Raw genomic sequence first — 16,129 nt, 5'->3', positions numbered from 1 at the left:
TCACGCTTCCTCGTGGACCGGGTCGCGGAGCAGCTTCGGGAGGTAGACCGCGCCGGGCCCGGCGGGAGCGGCCCGGTCACCGGGGTTGGAAAGCCGGCACCGCTGCAGCGAGAGGCACCCGCAGCCGATGCACGAGTCGAGCCCGTCGCGCAGCGCGCTGAGCGCCGCGATCTGGTCGTCGAGCCGGCTGCGCCAGGTCCGCGAGAGGCGTGTCCAGTCGGCGCGGGTCGGCGTGCGCCCGGCGGGCAGCGTGGCGAGCGCGTCCCGGATCTCCTCCAGGCTCAGCCCCACGTGCCGCGCGGCCCGGATGAACGCCAGCCGCCGCAGCACCGAGCGGTGGTACCGCCGCTGGTTGCCGGTGGTGCGGGTGGCCTCCAGCAGCCCGACGCGTTCGTAGTAGCGCAGGGCGGATGGTGCGTGTCCACTGCGGTGCGACACGTCACCCATCGTCAGCAGGTCCGACACGACATCCGCCTCCCGAGACCTTGACCTGAAGTCAACTTCACTTCCTACCGTACTGGCATCGACCGAACTGGAGGAAGCCATGCCTGTCGCTCTGATCACCGGTGCGTCCCGCGGTTTCGGACGGGCCACCGCGCTGGCTCTGGTGGCCCGCGGCTGGGACCTCGTCGTCGACGGACGGGACAACGCCGCTCTCGAACGGACGGTTGCCGAGCTGCGGAGCCGCGGCGGCCCGGGCACACAAGTGCTGGCCGTGCCCGGCGACGTCGCCGACCCCGCCCACCGGGAAGTGCTCGCCCGGGTCGCCGGCACGATCGGCGCTGGAAGCACGGTCGACCTGCTCGTGAACAACGCGAGCCTGCTCGGCCCGATGCCGCCGATCGCGGAGTACCCGCTCCACCGGCTGGCGTCGGTGCTGGCGGTCAACGTCCTCGCCCCGGTCGGGCTGATCCAGCTGCTGCTGCCGTCGCTGGCCGAGGTGGACGGCACGATCGTCAACGTCAGCTCGGACGCGGCGGTCGAGGCGTACCCGCACTGGGGCGGTTACGGGGCCAGCAAGGCCGCGCTCGACCAGGTCAGCGCGGTGCTCGCGGTGGAGCGGGCCGACGTCCGGGTGTACGCGTTCGACCCCGGTGACATGCGGACCGCGATGCACCAGGAAGCGTTCCCCGGCGAGGACATCTCCGACCGTCCGGAGCCGGAGACCGTGGTTCCGGCGCTGCTGCGGCTGGTGACCGAACGGCCGCCGAGCGGGCGGTACCGGGCGTCCGAGTTGCTGGCGGGGGTGGGGGCGTGAAACCCCGGACGGTGTTCACTCTGCCTACGGACGCGGAGGCGACCGTTCCGCCGGAAGCGCGTGGCCTGTCCCGGGACGGCGTGCGGCTGCTGGTGGCGACGCCGTCCGGGCTGACCTCGACGCGGTTCGCCGCGCTGCCGGAGTTCCTCCGCCCCGGCGACCTGGTCGTCGTCAACACGTCGGGCACGCTTCCGGCCGCAGTGGACGGTCGTCGCCCGGACGGGACCCCGGTCGTCGTGCACTTCTCGGCGCCGCGCGCCACCGGCGGTGGGTGGATCGTCGAACTACGGGTCCCGGACGGCTCCGGCCCGGTTCTGGACGCCAGGCCCGGCGAGCGGATCACGGTGCCCGACGACGCCCGGCTCACGCTGCGGGCGCCCGCCGACGCCCATCCGGCCGGCGTCCGGCTCTGGGCAGCGGACGTCGTCCTGGAGGGACCGGTGGAGGCCTGGCTCAACCGGCACGGTCGCCCGATCACCTACGGCTACCTGCACGGACGCTGGCCACTCGCGGAATACCAGCCGGTGTTCGCGCGGGAGCCGGGCAGCGCGGAGATGGCCAGCGCCGGGCGTCCGTTCACCGACCGGATGGTGACCGACCTGGTGACCAGGGGCATCGGCGTCGCGCCGGTGTTACTGCACACCGGCGTCTCGTCGCAGGAGTTCGGGGAGGGCCCGCAGACCGAGCGGTTCCGGGTGCCGCCGGCCACCGCCCGGCAGGTCGAGTCGGTCCGGCAGGCCGGCGGGCGGGTGGTCGCGGTCGGGACGACCGTGACCAGGGCGCTGGAGAGCGCGGTGGACGAGGGCGGTCGCGTCGTGGCGACCGAGGGCTGGACCGACCTGGTGATCGGACCGGACCACCCGGCGCGCGTGGTGAACGGGCTGGTCACCGGGTGGCACACGCCGGAGGCGTCCCACCTCCTGCTGCTCGAGGCCGTCGCGGGCCCGGCGCTCGTGCAGGCGGCGTACCGCGCCGCGGTCGCCGAGGGCTACCGCTGGCACGAATTCGGCGACAGCTGCCTACTCTTGCCCTGAGTCGCGAAAGCATTATTGCGTTCCCGTTCCCACGCTATTGTGAGCCGCAAATTCGGCTAGGGAATCGGGGTCGGGGGATGTTTTCTGTCGCACTCGAACAATCTTGCCCTGCGCGATTGGTATTCCGCTGCGCGGAGCCGTCGTGACGGGCGGGCGAATTCGTGTCGCGGTCACCGGCATCGGCGTCAAGAGCCCGGCAGGTACGACCGTCGGCGCTGCTTTCGATGCGCTTCTGGCCGGGGTTTCACTGACCAGGCGGTGCGCCGACGGTGAGACGCCGTATCTGGCCGGAATCGTTCCGCAGTTCGACGTCGCCAGTTATTTCCCCGGTCGCGGCAGACAGGGCGCCGACCGGACGGCGGAACTCGGACTGGCCGCGGCGGTGGACGCCGTCCGCGACAGCGGACTGCGCAAGCACGGCGCCCGCAACCGCTGGGCGGTGACGTTCGGAACCGGCGGTGCGGGCGTCGCGTCGGCGGCGGAGGCGCTCACCCAGTCGTGGGACGCCGGGCATGACGGCTTCACCGCGCACACCGTGCCGATGCTCATGCCCAGCGCCACCGCGGCCCGGATCGGCTTGCGCTTCGGCGTCACCGGCCCGGTCTCCACCCACGTGGCCGCGTGCGCCAGCAGCACGGTCGCGATCGGGGAGGGGCTCCGGGCGATCCGGTCGGGGATGGCCGACGTCGTTCTCGCCGGCGGTGCGGAGGCCTGCCTCTCGCCGCTGGTCGTGGAGGCGTTCCGCCGGTTGGGGGCGCTGTCGTCGCGGGTCGACCGGCCGGCCGACGCCAGCCGCCCGTTCGACGCCGCCCGCGACGGTTTTGTGCTCGCCGAGGGGGCGGCGTTCCTGGTGCTGGAGCGGTGGAGCCACGCGTTGTCCAGGAACGCTCGGATCTATGCCGAGTTGGCCGGTTACGCCACGAACTGTGATGCTCACCATATGGTCGTGCCGCGGCTCGACGGTCGGCTGGCGGCCGACTGCATGGCGGCCGCACTGCACGACGCGCACGTCGAGCCGCGCGAGGTCGGCCACGTGAACGCCCACGCCACGTCCACGCCGGCCGGCGACGAGGCGGAGGCCGCCGCGATCCTCCGCTGCTTCGGCGTGAAGGCACCGCCGGTGACCGCGCCGAAGGGCGTCACCGGCCACATGATCGGCGCTTCCGGTGCGTTCGAGACCGTCGTCACCGTGCTGTCCGTGCAGCAGGGCGCGGTGCCGCCGGTGGCCAACCACTCGCGGCAGACCGACGGCGCCGCGCTCGACCTGGTCACCGGCGAACCACGGTGGCTGCCACCGGCGCCCGCGCTGACGAACTCGTTCGCGTTCGGCGGGCACAACGCCGCGCTGGTGGTCACTCCGGCCCGATAATTGTCACCGGTCGGCGAACAAGAATAGGAAAGTTCCGTACCTCCGCGTGGATTCGGAATCTCTTACCGCAGGGCGTCAAGTGGGTAATTCGAGCACCCTTGACCCGTCGGTTGACTCGTGAGTAACCTCGGCCCGTCGTCCCGTGACCGTGCATTCTTTCTGGCATTCACGTGCGCTAATCATCAGGGGAGATCGCAGGTGGACGCGGAGCCTTCGAATTCGTTATTCGCGCCGGGAACCGTCGCTCTGGTGACCGGAGGATCACGCGGCATCGGTGCCGCGGTCGCGCTGGAACTCGCCGCCGAGGGCGCGACCGTCGTCGTCAACTACCACTCCAACGAGGCCGCGGCGAAGGAGATCGCGGCCCGAATCGAGGAACGGGGCGGAACCGCGGTTCTGCACGGCGCCGACACCGGCGACGAGGACGCCGTCCGCCGCATGTTCGCGACCGTGCGGGGGGAGTTCGGCCGGCTCGACGTCCTGGTCGCCAACGCCGGCATCACCAAGGACGCGATGCTCGTGCAGATGTCCCGCGCGGACTTCGAGACCGTGCTGCGCACCAACGTCACCGGCGTGTTCCTCTGCTGCCGCGAGGCCGCGAAGCTGATGATGCCCGCCCGGCGCGGTGCGATCGTCACGCTGGGCTCGATCAACGCGGGCGGCGCGCCGGGCCTGGCGAACTACGCCGCCTCCAAGGGCGCGGTCACGTCGTTCACCAAGAGCATCGCGGCCGAGCTCGCGCCGTACGGCATCCGGGCCAACGTGGTCTCGCCGGGACTGATCGAGACCGCGATGACCCGCAAGCTCCACCCGATGGTCCGGACGATGGTGCTCAGCCGGATCCCGCTGTCCCGGGGAGCCGACGCCGCCGAGGTCGCGTCCGTCGTCGCGTTCCTGGCGTCCGACCGGGCGTCCTATCTCACCGGAACCGTGGTCGAGGTCGACGGCGGGCACGCGCTCCGGCAGCGGATGCCCGACGAATCCCTGCTGCCGACCGGCACGTCCCGCCGCCGGATGTCCGGCGCCCGACCCGCTACCCCTCGGAACGGAGGAAATCGGTCATGACAGACGCCGATCTCGACGCGGCGCTGGTGCACGCCGCGTATCGGCACGAGCTGACCAGCCGGGTGAAGTCGATGCTGGTCGAACGCCTGGAGCTGCCGATCCCGCCGGCCTGGATCACCGACGACCAGCCGCTGTTCGGCCGCGGCCTGGAGCTCGACAGCCTGGACGCGCTGGAGCTGACGATGGGCATCGACGCGGAGTTCGGCATCGCGGTCTACGAGGAGGACCGCGCGCTGCTCGGCTCGGTCGCCGCGTTCGTCGACCGCGTGCTGGTGACCCGCGCGGAGACGGAGGACGCGTCATGACAGCGCTGACCGTGCCCGCCGTGTGGGCGGACGTCGACGGCACGCCCGTCCCGGCGCACTACGGCGACCCGGACGCCGAGTACGGGGCGATCCGGCGCGCCGCCGCCCGCTTCGACCTCACCGCGGCCGGCCTGCTGGAGCTCACCGGCGACGACGCGTTCGACCTGCTGCAGGCCGCGCTCGCGCGGGACCTGGAGTTCGTCACCCCGGAGCAGTCGCTGCTGACCGCGATCCTCGACGAGGACGGCCGCCCGGTCGACCTCGTCACGGTGTACCTCACCGACGACGGCTACCGGCTGGAGACGTCGCTCGGGCGCACGTCGACGACGCTCGCGCACCTGGAGAAGCTCCGGGCCGACGGGCACGGCGCCTCCGCGACGATCACCGACCTGCGCGGCATCGAGACGATCGTCCTGGTCGAAGGCCTGACCGCCGCCGAGGTCGTCGAGCGGGCGATCGACCCGGACCTGGGCACGCTGCCGTTCGGCGGCACCACCGTCGTTCCGTGGAACGGCGGCGAGCTCGCGGTCTCCCGGACCGGGTTCACCGGCGAGTACGGCTACAAGTTCTTCGTCCGCGTCGAGGACGCCCCCGCGCTCTGGGAGGCGCTGGACGCCGCGGTACCGGCCGGTTTGGTCGCGCTGGAGACCGCGATGCTCGAGGTCCGTCAGCCGTGCCTGCACCGCGAGACCGTGGACGCGGCGACGGCGCTGCAAGCCGGGTTCAACTGGCTGATCGACGTCACCAAGGAGAACTTCACCGGGCGGGACGCGGTCGCGGCCGAGTTCGAGACCGGACCGACCGCGCTGCCGATCGGCTGGAGCCTGCCCGGAACGGACGTGCCCGAGGTCGGAGCGGAGGTTCGCATCGGCGGTGAGACCGTCGGTCAGGTGATCTGGGCGCTGCGCAGCCCGAGCCGCGGTGACGTGCTCGGGCTCGCCCGGATCCGGGCCGAGCTCTCGGCCGCCGGCCTCGACGTGGTGATCGACGGACGGACCGGGCGCACGCTCGCGGCGCCGTACGTGATCCCGAGCAGCTGGGCCACGGCGTCCGAGACCGCGATCCTCGACGCGGCCCAGGCCGAGGGGTAGCGCGATGGACCGGGTTCCCGTCGTCGTCACCGGGGTCGGCGTCCTCAGCCCGCTCGGCCGGAACGCCGAGGAGTTCTGGAGCAACCTGGTCGCCGGGCGCCGTGCGGTGGTGCGTGCGGAGAGCGGTGAGCTGGCCGGGGCCTTCGCCGGAGTGGTGCCGGACGAGTGGCTGCCCGTCGGAGATGACGAGCGGAACACCGCGCTGGCCGTCGTCGCCGCCCGGGAGGCACTGGACCACGCGGGTCTGGACTCGGCTGCGCTGGGAGCAGCCGAGGTCGGGCTCGTGCTCGGTAAGTGCCAGGGGACGCCGGACGCCTCCAGGGCGTCCTACGCGCCGTTCCACGAGACCTGCGACGAGATCGCGGAACGGTTCGCGCTGACCGGCCCCAGGGTCGTGATCTCGACCGCCTGTGCCGCCGGTGCGAACGCCGTCGGAACCGGCCGCGACCTGCTCTGGGACGGCTCCGCCGAGATCGTGCTCGCGGGCGGCGTCGACATCCTGCTGGCCGAGACGCTGGCCGGGTTCGCGAGCCTCCAGGCGGTCGCGCCCGGCCCCACCGCGCCCTACAGCGAGTCGACCGGTCTCAGCCTCGGTGAGGGCGCCGCGTTCCTCGTCCTGGAGACCCGGGCCCGCGCCGAAGCCCGCGGTGCCCGCATCCTGGCCGACGTCGCCGGCTACGGCCTCTCCGCCGACGCCTACCACGCCACCTCGCCCGATCCGTCCGGGCGCGGCGCGATCAGCGCGGTCCGTCGCGGCCTCGCCGACGCCGGTCTCACCGTCGACGACGTCTCCTACGTCAACGGCCACGGCACCGGCACGCCTGCCAACGACACGATGGAGAAAAAAGCCATGGCGACGCTGTTCGGCGACCGGGTCAGCCGGGTCCCGATCAGCGGCACGAAGTCGGCGATCGGGCACAGCCTCGGCGCGTCCGGTGCGATCGAGGCCGTGGCCTGCGTGCTGGCCGTCCACACCGGAACCGTGCCGCCGACGGTCGGCTTCCGCGAGCCGTACCCGACCGCGATGGACTTCGTGCCCAACCGGGGCCGCCCGGCGGACGTCGAGGTCACGGTCTCCAACAACTACGCGTTCGGCGGCAACAACTGCTCGCTGGTGCTCACTCGCCCCGGCCGGAAAGCGGACCGTCCGCCGCTGACCGACGGACGGATCGTGGTCTCCGGCCTCGGCGCGGTCGGCGGAACCGGCGTCGGCCTGGACGCCTGGCGCGCCGGGCTGACGTCCGGCGAGTCCTGGATCCGGCGGCTCGAGCACCTCGACGGCTACGGGGTCGAGCCGCCGCCGCTGACCGGACGCCCGCTGGCCGCACCGGGGCTCTGGCGGCACATGGACGCGTTCGCCAGGCAGGCGCTGGCGGCTGCGGTGGCGGCCTGGAACGACGCGAAGCTCCCGGCCTCGCGGTCCGGCCGGGACACCACCGGGCTGGTGTTCGCCACCGGCTACGGCCCGATCCGCAGCACGTACACGCTGGCCACCGCCGCCGAGCGCGGCGAGGGCCCGAGCGCGCTGCTGTTCTCCGGCGCGACGATCAACGCGCCCGGCGGTGCGGTGTGCCAGGCGCTGAGCCTGCGCGGACCGACGACGACCGTGGCGTCCGGCGGGTCGTCGGCGATCCTCGGGCTGGACGCCGCGCTCTGGTTCCTGCGCACCGGGCAGGCCGAGCGGATGCTCCTGCTCGCCGCCGACGACCTCTGCGAGCCGGTACTGCGGGAGCGGGCCAAGCGCGAGGCACTGGCCCCGGACGGTGTTGCGCGTCCGTACGACCGGGGCCGCGCCGGGCCGGTACTCGGTGCCGCGTCGGTCGCGCTGGTGCTGGAACCCGCCGAAACCGTCGCCGCCCGGGGCGGGCGGGCGTACTGCGAGGTGACCGGTGTCGCGCACTCGTCGGCGGGCCGGGAGACCGACGTGCTGCGGCGGGCGTTGAGCCGGGCGGCGACGACTCCGGACGACGTCGATCTGTGTGTCGGGTCGGGGTCCGGGTCGGCGTACGACGTCGTCGAGGCGCGTGCCCTCGGTGCGGTGTTCAGTTCGCGGACGTCCGTGACTGCTCCGAAGTCGATCACCGGTGAGTGCGAAGCGGCCTCCGGTGCGGTGAACCTGCTGGTCGGCGCCGTCGCCCTCGCCGAGGGACTGGTGCCGCCGACGGTCAACCTGGTCGAGCCGCTGCCCGACGTCGCCCTGGCACACGTCACCGAACCGGGGACGGGATCCGGCCTCCGGCGGGTCGTCGCGACCGCGACGAGTCCGAACTCGACGTTCGGCGCGGCCGTTCTGGCGTCGGTCGGATGACGACGATCGTGGGTGGCGCGCGCGTCGACGGGCGACCGACCGAGGACGAGCTCGACGTGATCGACTGGCTGCTCACCACGACCCGGGCGGTGCGGCGGAGCCTCGACCTGAACCGGCCGGTCGAGCCGCAGGTGATCGAGGACTGCCTCCGGCTGGCGTTGCAGGCCCCGACCGCGCACAACGAGCAGCGCTGGCACTGGCTGGTGATCACCGACCCGGACAAGCGCGCGCTGCTGGCCGACGCGTACCGCCGCTCCTGGGAGTTCCACTCCCGCGGGGTGGCCCGACGGACCCGCCGCTGGGCCAAGGCCACCGGCGAGGCCGGCCGCACCGTGGCGTCCGCGGAGTGGCTGCCCGAGCACCTGGCGGCGATCCCGGTGCACGTCATCCCGTGCATCGTCGGGCCGCGCCCGGAGGACCTGGCGATGCCCGAGCGCCCCGGCACTCGTCCGCCGGGGCCGATGGCGTACCCGCGGCCGTACTCGGAGTTCACCGCGGCGTTCTGGGGCTCGATCTACCCGGCCGTGTGGTCGTTCCAGCTGGCGCTGCGCAGCCGGGGGCTCGGGTCGGTGCTCACCTGCATGCACCTGGGCTGGGAGGACGACGTCGCGGCGGCGCTGGGCATCCCGGACGGCGTCACCCAGACCTGCCTGGTGCCGGTCGCCCACACCACGAAGACCGTGTTCCGGCCGGCCAAGCGGGCGCCGCTGGAGCGGCGGATCTCCTGGAACACCTGGCAGGGACAGCGTTGACAGGGGGATTGGGGTGAGCATCGGGTTTCTCTTTCCCGGGCAGGGGACGCAACGCGTCGGGATGGGGCACTGGCTGGAGCGAGCCTCGAAGGCCGCTGCCGCGGTGTTCGACACCGGCTCCGCGGTGCTCGGCCGTGACCTGCGCGCGCTCTGCTTCCGCGGGCCGGAGCGCGAGCTGACGCTGACGCAGAACACGCAGGTGGCGGTGTTCACCGTGAACGCGGTGGCTGCTGCGGCGCTGGGCGAACGGGGTTCCGTTCCGGACGCGGTCGCCGGGCACAGCGTCGGCGAGCTCAACGCGCTCTGCGCCGCCGGTGTGCTGCCGCTGGAGGAGGGCTTCCGGCTCGTCGCAGCGCGGGGAGCGCTGATGGGCCGGGTCCGGACGCCGGGGGCGATGGCCGCGGTGATCGGGCTGGACCTCGACCGGGTGGCGGAGATCTGCGCCGACGTGCCGGGGCCGGTGGTCCCCGCGCTGCTCAACGGTCCGTCCAACGTGGTCATCTCGGGCGCGGCCGAGTCGGTGGCCACCGCATCCGATCGCGCCACCGCAGCGGGGGCGCGAAAAGTCACCCGCCTCGTCGTCAGCAGCGCCTTCCACTCGCCGTTGATGGCGGAGGCGACCGATGAGTGGCGCGCGGTCGTCGCCGCCGCCGGGCTGCGCCCGCCGTCGGTCCCGCTGTTCCTGAACGTCCCCGGTGCTTCGGTCTCTTCGGTGGACGCCATTCAGCGCGCCGTCGTCGAGCAGCTGACCGCGCCGGTGCGGTGGACCGACGTGGTGAGCGGCATCGCGGCGCTCGGCGTGCGGCGGCTGGTCGAGGCCGGGGACAGCAAGGTGCTCACGGTCCTGGCCCGCGCGATCGTCCCCGGCGTGCCGTGCGTGTCGCTGTCCGATCCCCGCGCCTTCCGCCGACTCACCACGCTGGCCCCGACGTGACCAGCACGTGTGTCACCGTGGCGGTCCCACCCCGGGGGTCCGTTGCCGCGCTGCTCGACGGCCGTCCGGTGGAGGAGGTGTTCACCGCCGCCGAGCGGCTGCGCTGCGCCGAGCGGCCGGGGCTCGGGCGCGCGGCGGGGCTGCTCGCGGCCAAGCGTGCGGTGCTGGCCGCGTTGGGCGCCCCGGACGGCGTCCGCTGGGCCGACGTCGAGGTGCTGCCGGACGCCGTCCGCTGCCCGGACCCGGCGCGCTGCACCGCCTCCCACCCGCCGGCCGTCCGGCTGCGCGGCGCACTTCCCGACCGGCTCGCACCGGGCGAGTCGGTGACCGTCTCGATCAGCCACGCCCGAACCGTCGCGGTGGCACTCGCCGTCCGCCGCTGACCTGTAAGGAGCCCCGTTGTTCACGACGAGGTACGCCCCGGCCGACCGCCCGGTGACCGTCGTTCTGCTACCGGCCCTCTTCGTCGGTGACTGGCTCTGGGACCGGACGTGGGAGCGGCTGAACGCCGACGGCTGGCCGGTCGTGCGGTTCGGCGAGTCGGTGGTGTCGCTGGACCGCAAGACCGCCCGCTCGGTGGAGCGGGTCGCCACCCAGGTGCTGGCCGCCTGCCGCGAGCACGTCAGCGGTCCGATGGTGTTCTGCGGCGACTCGCTCGGCGCGCTGATCGCGTTCCAGATGGCCCGCGCGCACCCGGACGCGGTCGCCGGGATCGTGGCCAGCGGCGCACCCGGCCTGGACAAACAGGCCAACCAGGTCTTCGGCCGCCAACTGCTCCGTCGGGTGCGTCACCCCGACGAGGCCGCGGACATCTTCGTCAAGTTGCTGCTGCACGAGCCGGAGCAGTACGAGATCGACCAGCAGCGCTACCGGGAGACGATCGACGAGGTGTTCCGCCCGCACGGGATGGAGACGCTGCTCTCCGCGCTCGCGGCGGTCCGCGGCTACCCGACGAAGAAGGTGCTGCCGACGCTGACCTGCCCGAAGCTGTTCGCCTGGGGACGCAACGACGCGATCACCCCGGTCGAGCCGTGGGAGCGCGCGGTGCCGACGCTGTCCGACGCGCGGCTGGTCGTCTACGACCGCTGCGGACACGCGCCGATGTACGAGCGGGCCGATGAGTACCACGCCGACCTGACCGCGTTCCTCGACTACTGCGTCGCCCGGCCCTACGTCGCATGAGCGTCGGGATTGACGTCGTGGAGGTCGATCGGGTCGCGCGGCTGGTCGCGCGGTACGGCGGCCGGCTGCGTCGGACGATCGGCTCGCCGGCCGAGGCTTCCTGGGCGGCGAGCACGGTGCGGGTCGCCGCGCTGTTCGCGGTGAAGGAAGCCACGGTCAAGGCGGTCGGCGGCCGCCCGCCCGGGTTCCGGTGGAGCGGGGTATCGGTCACGCCGTCGGACGCGGTCAGCCCGGTGCTGGACGCGCTGGTCGACGGGGTCGGGCTGACGTCGTTCTCCGGCGTCCGCGTCGACTGGCCCGGCGCGTTCTCGGGCGTCGGCCGCTGGGGCGCCGCGGACGGGCACGTCTACGCGGCGGTGGTGATGGGGCCGTGACGATCGTCCTGGACGGCTCGGCGCTGCGCGGCTGGCGGGGATCGCACCGTGGAGTGGCCGAACGGTCCGGCCTGGCCCGGTACGCGGCGGCGACGGCCGACCAGCGGCCCGACCGGCTGGCCGGCGACGTGGCGTCCCCGGTCTGGACCTGCGTCCCGTTCGGGGCGGTGGCCCGGGACTTCTTCACCGAGTTCCTCGGCGACCGGGTCACCGGCCGGCTGGTGCACCTCGGTCACTCGATCGTGCTCCACGCACCCGTCCGCGCGGGCTCGCACGTGCTGGTGGACGCCGGGGTCGTAGCCCTCCGGCACACACCGCAAGGCGCGACGGTGGAACTGCAGGGAACGGCGTCCAGCCCGGACGGGCAGCGGCTGGCCGAACAGTCCGGCACGTTCCTCGTCGCAGGGTCGTCCGCTGAGAACCCGTTCACCGAGCCGCAACCCGGCGCCGAGCTGCCGGACCCCGCCGTCGGCCCGGAGCGTGCGCTGACCGTGACCGTCGACCGCGACCAGGCCGTGCGGTACGCGGACGCCACCGGCGACCGCAACCCGATCCACCTGGACGCCGCAGCGGCGCGCCGGATCGGGTTCGCCGCGCCGATCCTGCACGGCCTGTGCACGCTGGCGCTGACCTGCCACGCGCTGGAGCACGAGGTGCCCGGCGCCGAGGTGGGGCGGCTGACCACCGAGTTCGCCCGCCCGGTCTTCCCCGGCGACGTGCTGACCGTGCGCTGGTACCCGACCGGCGTCGGTGCCGGGTTCGAGGTGCTGAACCGCCGACGCCGCCCGGTGCTGCGCGCGGGGTGCCTCAGGTCTGGCTGAGTGCGGTGTTCACTCGGCGGGCGTGCAGAAGCCACCACCACCCGCTCAGCGCGGCGCCGACCGAGAACCCGAGCACGGCCACGGTCAGCAGGCGAGCGACCAGCCCCGGCCACGGCACCGGCGGCACCGCGTGGGCGAACGTCTCGTAGTCCGGGAGCCCGCCCAGCAGCGCCAGGCACACCCCGCCGAACGCGACCGCGAACGGACCGGCCTCCCAGCCCCGGCTCGCCAGCACGGCGGCCACCAGCGCGGCCAGCGACACCAGCACGCCGACGCCCTGCCCGGTGAGCACACCGGTCACCACACCGAAGCCGGTGGCGCCCTCGGTGATCGTGCGACCGACCGCATCGGCGATCTCGGCCACGGCGGCCACCCCGAGGGCTGCCGTGACGAGATGGCGCGCTGCCGGGCGTCCCCCGGCGAAGTAGGTGAGCGCGAACAGGGCCGCAGCCACCAGCACGACCGTCACCCACCACAGCGGGGTGGCCGGTGGCGGTTCGTAGTCCAGCGTGCCGCTCACCGTGGTCGGCGTGCCGGCGACGACGAGCGCGACCGTCCAGGACGCGATCCGGTGCGGCGAGTCCGGCGCCGCGGTGACGGCCGGCGGAGGGCTGGTGCTCATCCAGTGCGAGCGGTGGTCGTGCCAGCGGACGACCGGCTCCGAGCCGATCTTCTTCCACTCGGGAGCGGCCGCGGTGTCGACACGGGCGCTCGCCGGTACCGGGCTCTTGCCGTCGGCGGTGGCGTTGATCCAGGTCGCCGGTGAGCGGGTGTTGGTCCAGACGCCATCCGGCGAGATCCGCAGGTACGGCTCGCCGGAGTAGCCGCGAACCTCGACGTCCTCGTCGGTGCGGCTGCGGAGCTCGAGCCGGGCGCCGTTCTCGACGACACGAACCGTGACGCCGGACGGGTCCGGGCTGATCGTGGTGATCTCGGTGCGGTAGTCGCTCGCCTCGGGTCTGGCGTCGGCGCTGTGCGCGCTGGCCGGCGATGCGGTCACCGTCAGCACCGCGATCACGATCGCCAGGATCGCCGCCAGGCGGTGTGTACGGGTTCGCTGCATGGGGGGCCGACCTCCGGGCTGGGACGTTGCCCCTCCAGGATGACGGTCGGGCACCGCCGTGCGGTTGCCGGGTCGGACGCGTTCCGGCTGGTCGGCGCGCTTTCCCACCGTTCTCGAATTCCCGCTGAACCGGACGCCGCGCCTTTCCGTCTGAAGGGCGTGGGCACCTCCGAAGCCCATCCGGGTGCGCCGGACTCAGGAGAACGAATGCGTAAACATGGTCGGTCAGGTTGGACCTTGGGCGTTGTCATCGGTGGTGTCACGCTCGCGCTGACCGGCGCGGCTATGGTGGGTGTTTCGTCGGCGAGCGAGGAGAGCGAAACAGCGTCTGTGGGGCAGATCACCTGTCCGGACGTCGCGAGTCGACTACCCGCCATTCCGGCCTCGGCACAAGCCGAGGTCGACCGGAATCTGACGTTGCTGCAAACGCAGATTTCGGAAGCGCAGAATCGATTGGAATCAACGGTCGGCCAGGGTGGCCCCAACTTCGTGCAGAACGCGATCCTGGGTCCGCTGGCCTCGAAACGCGGAGCGGCGATCGACCGCATCGCGATCGCGATCGGACGCACCGCCCCGCGTCCGAACCTGCCGATCGCCGAGCTGTCGACCTGCACCGTGGAAGACGGCGGTGCCGCTCCGGCGACCACCGCACCGACGACCGAGGCGCCGACGGCGCCGCAGACGTCCGCACCGGCTGCAGACGATGCGGATAACGGGGACGACGCTGCTGCTCAGAGCATCTCGTGCCCCGACGTGGAGAGTGAGCTGCCGGCTGTACCGGCGCAGGCACAGGCGGAGGTGGAGCGCAATCTGGCGTTGCTCGAGACGCAGATCAGTGAGGCCGAGAACCGACTTGTGACGTCCGCGGGAGAAGGAGGACCGAACTTCGTCCAAAATGCAATTCTTGGGCCGCTCGCCGGAAAGCGAGCAGCCACCATCGACCGAATCCAAATCTCGATCGGTCGGCACGCTGCGCGCCCCGAGCTGGATGTCGCTGCGCTGTCGGTCTGTTCACTCGCCTGAGTTCGGAAGTACGATTACGCGGTCTGTGGCGGTCCGCGTGATCTGATCCCGGTTACCGGGCTCAGGCCATCCCAGGGAGCATCGCCGGTCACCCCGCCGGCGATGCTCCCTGCGTTTGTGTGCGCAATTTTTCGTGAGCCGCTTGACCCCTTTCTTCATGGTTCCGGCGACTCACTATTCATTTTTCCGATTTTGCTGAACCCCCGCGGACGGGTCCCCGTTCTGGATTGCGTGGGCGCATGGAGGCCCTTCCGGGTGCCACGCAAAGGGAGAGCGGAATTGCGAAAACAATCAGGACGGTCGGGGTGGGCGATAGGCGTCGCCGTCGGCGGAACAGCGCTCGCGCTGACGGCCGCAGCGATGGTCGGCGTGTCGTCCGCGAGCATGGATTCGAACGCGGAAGCCACCGCGACGGTGAGCGCCACGGCCGACCCCGCGGCCGACCAGATCGTCTGCCCGGACGTGGCGGGTGAACTGACCGAGGTGCCGGAGCAGGCCCAGAACGAGGTCGCGCGGAACGTCGCTCTGCTGGAGACGCAGGTCGCCGAGGCGCAGGCGCGGCTCGAGTCGACGGTCGGCCAGGGCGGGGCGAACTTCGTCCAGAACGCGATCCTCGGCCCGCTCGCGTCGAAGCGGCAGGCGGCGATCCAGCGCATCGAGATCGCGATCGGCCGGGCGGCCGAGGCGCCTGATCTTGATGAAGAGGCGTTGGGGGAGTGCGCCGTCGAGCCGGCGGATGCGGCCGCGAGCGCGGACCCGTCGGCCACCGAGGACCCGGCGGCAACCGACGATCCGGCGGCCACCGAGGACCCGGCGGCGACGGATGACCCGGCCGCTACCGAGGATCCTGCTGCTGCGGACGACGCGGCGGCTGCGGAGCACGGTGCCGCGGCGGACGATCCGGCGGCGACGGAGGACCCGGCCGCTACCGAGGATCCTGCTGCTACCGAAGACCCCGCGGCGACGGAGGACCCGGCTGCGGCGGACCCGGGGCTGATCCAGTGTCAGGACGTCGGGGCGTACGTCCCGGAGGCCGCGGAAGCCGCGGAAGCTGCCGAGTCCGCGGAGGCCGCCGAGTCCTCGGAGCCGGCGGGGGCGACCGAGTCGGTGGAGGCGACCGAGTCCGTGGAGGCCTCGGAGTCGGCCGACGCCGCGGCGGGTGAGCTGCCCGAGGACGCGCAGGAGGTCGTCGACGCGAACGAGGAGGCGCTCGCCGAGGACGAGGCCGCAGCGGAGGAAGCGCTCGCCGAGGCGGAGAACGCCGACGCGGAGTACGTCCGGGACAACGTCATCAACCCGCTGGAGATCCAGCGCGTGGCGATCATCGTCCGGATCGAACTCGCCGTCGACAACGACTCGGACAAGGAGAGCTCGCACGAGCGGCAGCGTGAGGCGGTGAAGATCGCGATCTTGGTCGTGTCCGGTTGCTCGCTCACCTGAGTGAAGCCGAGTGCCGTGCGCACCCGCCCGATTGAGTGGGTCTCGTCGGGCGGGTCCACGGATACCGCCGGGAGTTGATCGGATCGCGCGGTCTGTGGCGGCCCGCGCGA

General features: G+C 72.7%; 17 protein-coding genes. 15 read left to right on the top strand and 2 right to left on the bottom strand.

From position 1 onward, the window contains the following. Positions 1 to 447: a redox-sensitive transcriptional activator SoxR gene (gene soxR / locus BUB75_RS16420; RefSeq protein ID WP_073258486.1), complete on the bottom strand. Its 447-nt coding sequence runs from the start codon at positions 445 to 447 to the stop codon at positions 1 to 3. A 97-nt stretch (positions 448 to 544) separates the two neighbouring features. Between soxR and BUB75_RS16415 the strand changes: the two genes are divergently transcribed. From BUB75_RS16415 to BUB75_RS16355, 13 genes are all read left to right on the top strand, one after another. Beyond that, positions 545 to 1,258: an SDR family NAD(P)-dependent oxidoreductase gene (locus BUB75_RS16415; RefSeq protein WP_073258006.1), complete on the top strand. Its 714-nt coding sequence runs from the start codon at positions 545 to 547 to the stop codon at positions 1,256 to 1,258. After that, positions 1,255 to 2,292, top strand: coding sequence for an S-adenosylmethionine:tRNA ribosyltransferase-isomerase (locus BUB75_RS16410; protein ID WP_143175244.1), 1,038 nt, complete (start codon positions 1,255 to 1,257; stop codon positions 2,290 to 2,292). Before BUB75_RS16415 ends, BUB75_RS16410 begins: the two co-directional genes overlap by 4 nt. Before the next feature lie 142 nt (positions 2,293 to 2,434). Beyond that, positions 2,435 to 3,661, top strand: a complete 1,227-nt coding sequence (locus BUB75_RS16405; RefSeq protein ID WP_218617557.1) for a beta-ketoacyl-[acyl-carrier-protein] synthase family protein — start codon at positions 2,435 to 2,437, stop codon at positions 3,659 to 3,661. A gap of 198 nt (positions 3,662 to 3,859) precedes the next feature. After that, complete coding sequence (locus tag BUB75_RS16400; protein WP_073258004.1) at positions 3,860 to 4,726, top strand: 3-oxoacyl-ACP reductase family protein; 867 nt, start codon at positions 3,860 to 3,862, stop codon at positions 4,724 to 4,726. Continuing rightward, complete coding sequence (locus tag BUB75_RS16395; protein ID WP_073258002.1) at positions 4,723 to 5,031, top strand: acyl carrier protein; 309 nt, start codon at positions 4,723 to 4,725, stop codon at positions 5,029 to 5,031. The genes BUB75_RS16400 and BUB75_RS16395 overlap by 4 nt, the downstream gene beginning before the upstream one ends. Further along, complete coding sequence (locus BUB75_RS16390; RefSeq protein WP_073258000.1) at positions 5,028 to 6,122, top strand: aminomethyltransferase family protein; 1,095 nt, start codon at positions 5,028 to 5,030, stop codon at positions 6,120 to 6,122. The genes BUB75_RS16395 and BUB75_RS16390 overlap by 4 nt, the downstream gene beginning before the upstream one ends. 4 nt (positions 6,123 to 6,126) lie before the next feature. Then, positions 6,127 to 8,430: a beta-ketoacyl-[acyl-carrier-protein] synthase family protein gene (locus BUB75_RS16385; RefSeq protein WP_073257998.1), complete on the top strand. Its 2,304-nt coding sequence runs from the start codon at positions 6,127 to 6,129 to the stop codon at positions 8,428 to 8,430. Further along, positions 8,427 to 9,182: a nitroreductase family protein gene (locus BUB75_RS16380; RefSeq protein WP_073257996.1), complete on the top strand. Its 756-nt coding sequence runs from the start codon at positions 8,427 to 8,429 to the stop codon at positions 9,180 to 9,182. Before BUB75_RS16385 ends, BUB75_RS16380 begins: the two co-directional genes overlap by 4 nt. Before the next feature lie 13 nt (positions 9,183 to 9,195). Beyond that, entirely contained in the window at positions 9,196 to 10,116 is a 921-nt protein-coding gene (locus tag BUB75_RS16375) for an ACP S-malonyltransferase (RefSeq protein WP_073257994.1), read from the top strand. After that, the gene (locus tag BUB75_RS16370) at positions 10,113 to 10,499 is read left to right on the top strand and encodes a holo-ACP synthase (RefSeq protein WP_073257992.1); all 387 of its coding nucleotides are present in this window, start codon (positions 10,113 to 10,115) and stop codon (positions 10,497 to 10,499) included. The genes BUB75_RS16375 and BUB75_RS16370 overlap by 4 nt, the downstream gene beginning before the upstream one ends. Positions 10,500 to 10,515: 16 nt before the next feature. Continuing rightward, the gene (locus BUB75_RS16365; RefSeq protein WP_073257990.1) at positions 10,516 to 11,298 is read left to right on the top strand and encodes an alpha/beta fold hydrolase; all 783 of its coding nucleotides are present in this window, start codon (positions 10,516 to 10,518) and stop codon (positions 11,296 to 11,298) included. After that, the gene (locus tag BUB75_RS16360) at positions 11,295 to 11,672 is read left to right on the top strand and encodes a 4'-phosphopantetheinyl transferase superfamily protein (RefSeq protein ID WP_073257988.1); all 378 of its coding nucleotides are present in this window, start codon (positions 11,295 to 11,297) and stop codon (positions 11,670 to 11,672) included. Before BUB75_RS16365 ends, BUB75_RS16360 begins: the two co-directional genes overlap by 4 nt. Continuing rightward, on the top strand, positions 11,669 to 12,493 hold the full coding sequence (locus BUB75_RS16355; RefSeq protein WP_073257986.1) for a MaoC/PaaZ C-terminal domain-containing protein: 825 nt from the start codon (positions 11,669 to 11,671) through the stop codon (positions 12,491 to 12,493). Before BUB75_RS16360 ends, BUB75_RS16355 begins: the two co-directional genes overlap by 4 nt. Here the strand turns inward: BUB75_RS16355 and BUB75_RS16350 are convergent. After that, positions 12,480 to 13,556, bottom strand: coding sequence for a hypothetical protein (locus BUB75_RS16350; RefSeq protein ID WP_073257984.1), 1,077 nt, complete (start codon positions 13,554 to 13,556; stop codon positions 12,480 to 12,482). The two genes, BUB75_RS16355 and BUB75_RS16350, sit on opposite strands and share 14 nt — an antisense overlap. Before the next feature lie 207 nt (positions 13,557 to 13,763). Here BUB75_RS16350 and BUB75_RS16345 point away from each other — a divergent pair, with 207 nt between their 5' ends. Both BUB75_RS16345 and BUB75_RS16340 read left to right on the top strand, forming a co-directional pair. Then, complete coding sequence (locus tag BUB75_RS16345; RefSeq protein ID WP_073257982.1) at positions 13,764 to 14,579, top strand: hypothetical protein; 816 nt, start codon at positions 13,764 to 13,766, stop codon at positions 14,577 to 14,579. Positions 14,580 to 14,963: 384 nt separating this feature from the next. Continuing rightward, on the top strand, positions 14,964 to 16,019 hold the full coding sequence (locus BUB75_RS16340; protein WP_143175242.1) for a hypothetical protein: 1,056 nt from the start codon (positions 14,964 to 14,966) through the stop codon (positions 16,017 to 16,019). Positions 16,020 to 16,129: the final 110 nt, after the last annotated feature.

Origin of the sequence: Cryptosporangium aurantiacum (assembly GCF_900143005.1) — a bacterium.
GTDB lineage: Bacteria > Actinomycetota > Actinomycetes > Mycobacteriales > Cryptosporangiaceae > Cryptosporangium > Cryptosporangium aurantiacum.
Note: the sequence above shows the minus strand (reverse complement) of the source record. Positions and strands in the feature narration are given on the sequence as shown.

Bases quoted from the DNA above. Each gene is read 5' to 3' on its own strand.
- soxR (WP_073258486.1), bottom strand. From the start codon at position 447: ATGGGTGACGTGTCGCACCGCAGTGGACACGCACCATCCGCCCTGCGC.
- BUB75_RS16415 (WP_073258006.1), top strand. From the start codon at position 545: ATGCCTGTCGCTCTGATCACCGGTGCGTCCCGCGGTTTCGGACGGGCC.
- BUB75_RS16395 (WP_073258002.1), top strand. From the start codon at position 4,723: ATGACAGACGCCGATCTCGACGCGGCGCTGGTGCACGCCGCGTATCGG.
- BUB75_RS16390 (WP_073258000.1), top strand. From the start codon at position 5,028: ATGACAGCGCTGACCGTGCCCGCCGTGTGGGCGGACGTCGACGGCACG.
- BUB75_RS16385 (WP_073257998.1), top strand. From the start codon at position 6,127: ATGGACCGGGTTCCCGTCGTCGTCACCGGGGTCGGCGTCCTCAGCCCG.
- BUB75_RS16380 (WP_073257996.1), top strand. From the start codon at position 8,427: ATGACGACGATCGTGGGTGGCGCGCGCGTCGACGGGCGACCGACCGAG.
- BUB75_RS16360 (WP_073257988.1), top strand. From the start codon at position 11,295: ATGAGCGTCGGGATTGACGTCGTGGAGGTCGATCGGGTCGCGCGGCTG.
- BUB75_RS16350 (WP_073257984.1), bottom strand. From the start codon at position 13,556: ATGCAGCGAACCCGTACACACCGCCTGGCGGCGATCCTGGCGATCGTG.
- BUB75_RS16345 (WP_073257982.1), top strand. From the start codon at position 13,764: ATGCGTAAACATGGTCGGTCAGGTTGGACCTTGGGCGTTGTCATCGGT.
- BUB75_RS16340 (WP_143175242.1), top strand. From the start codon at position 14,964: ATGGATTCGAACGCGGAAGCCACCGCGACGGTGAGCGCCACGGCCGAC.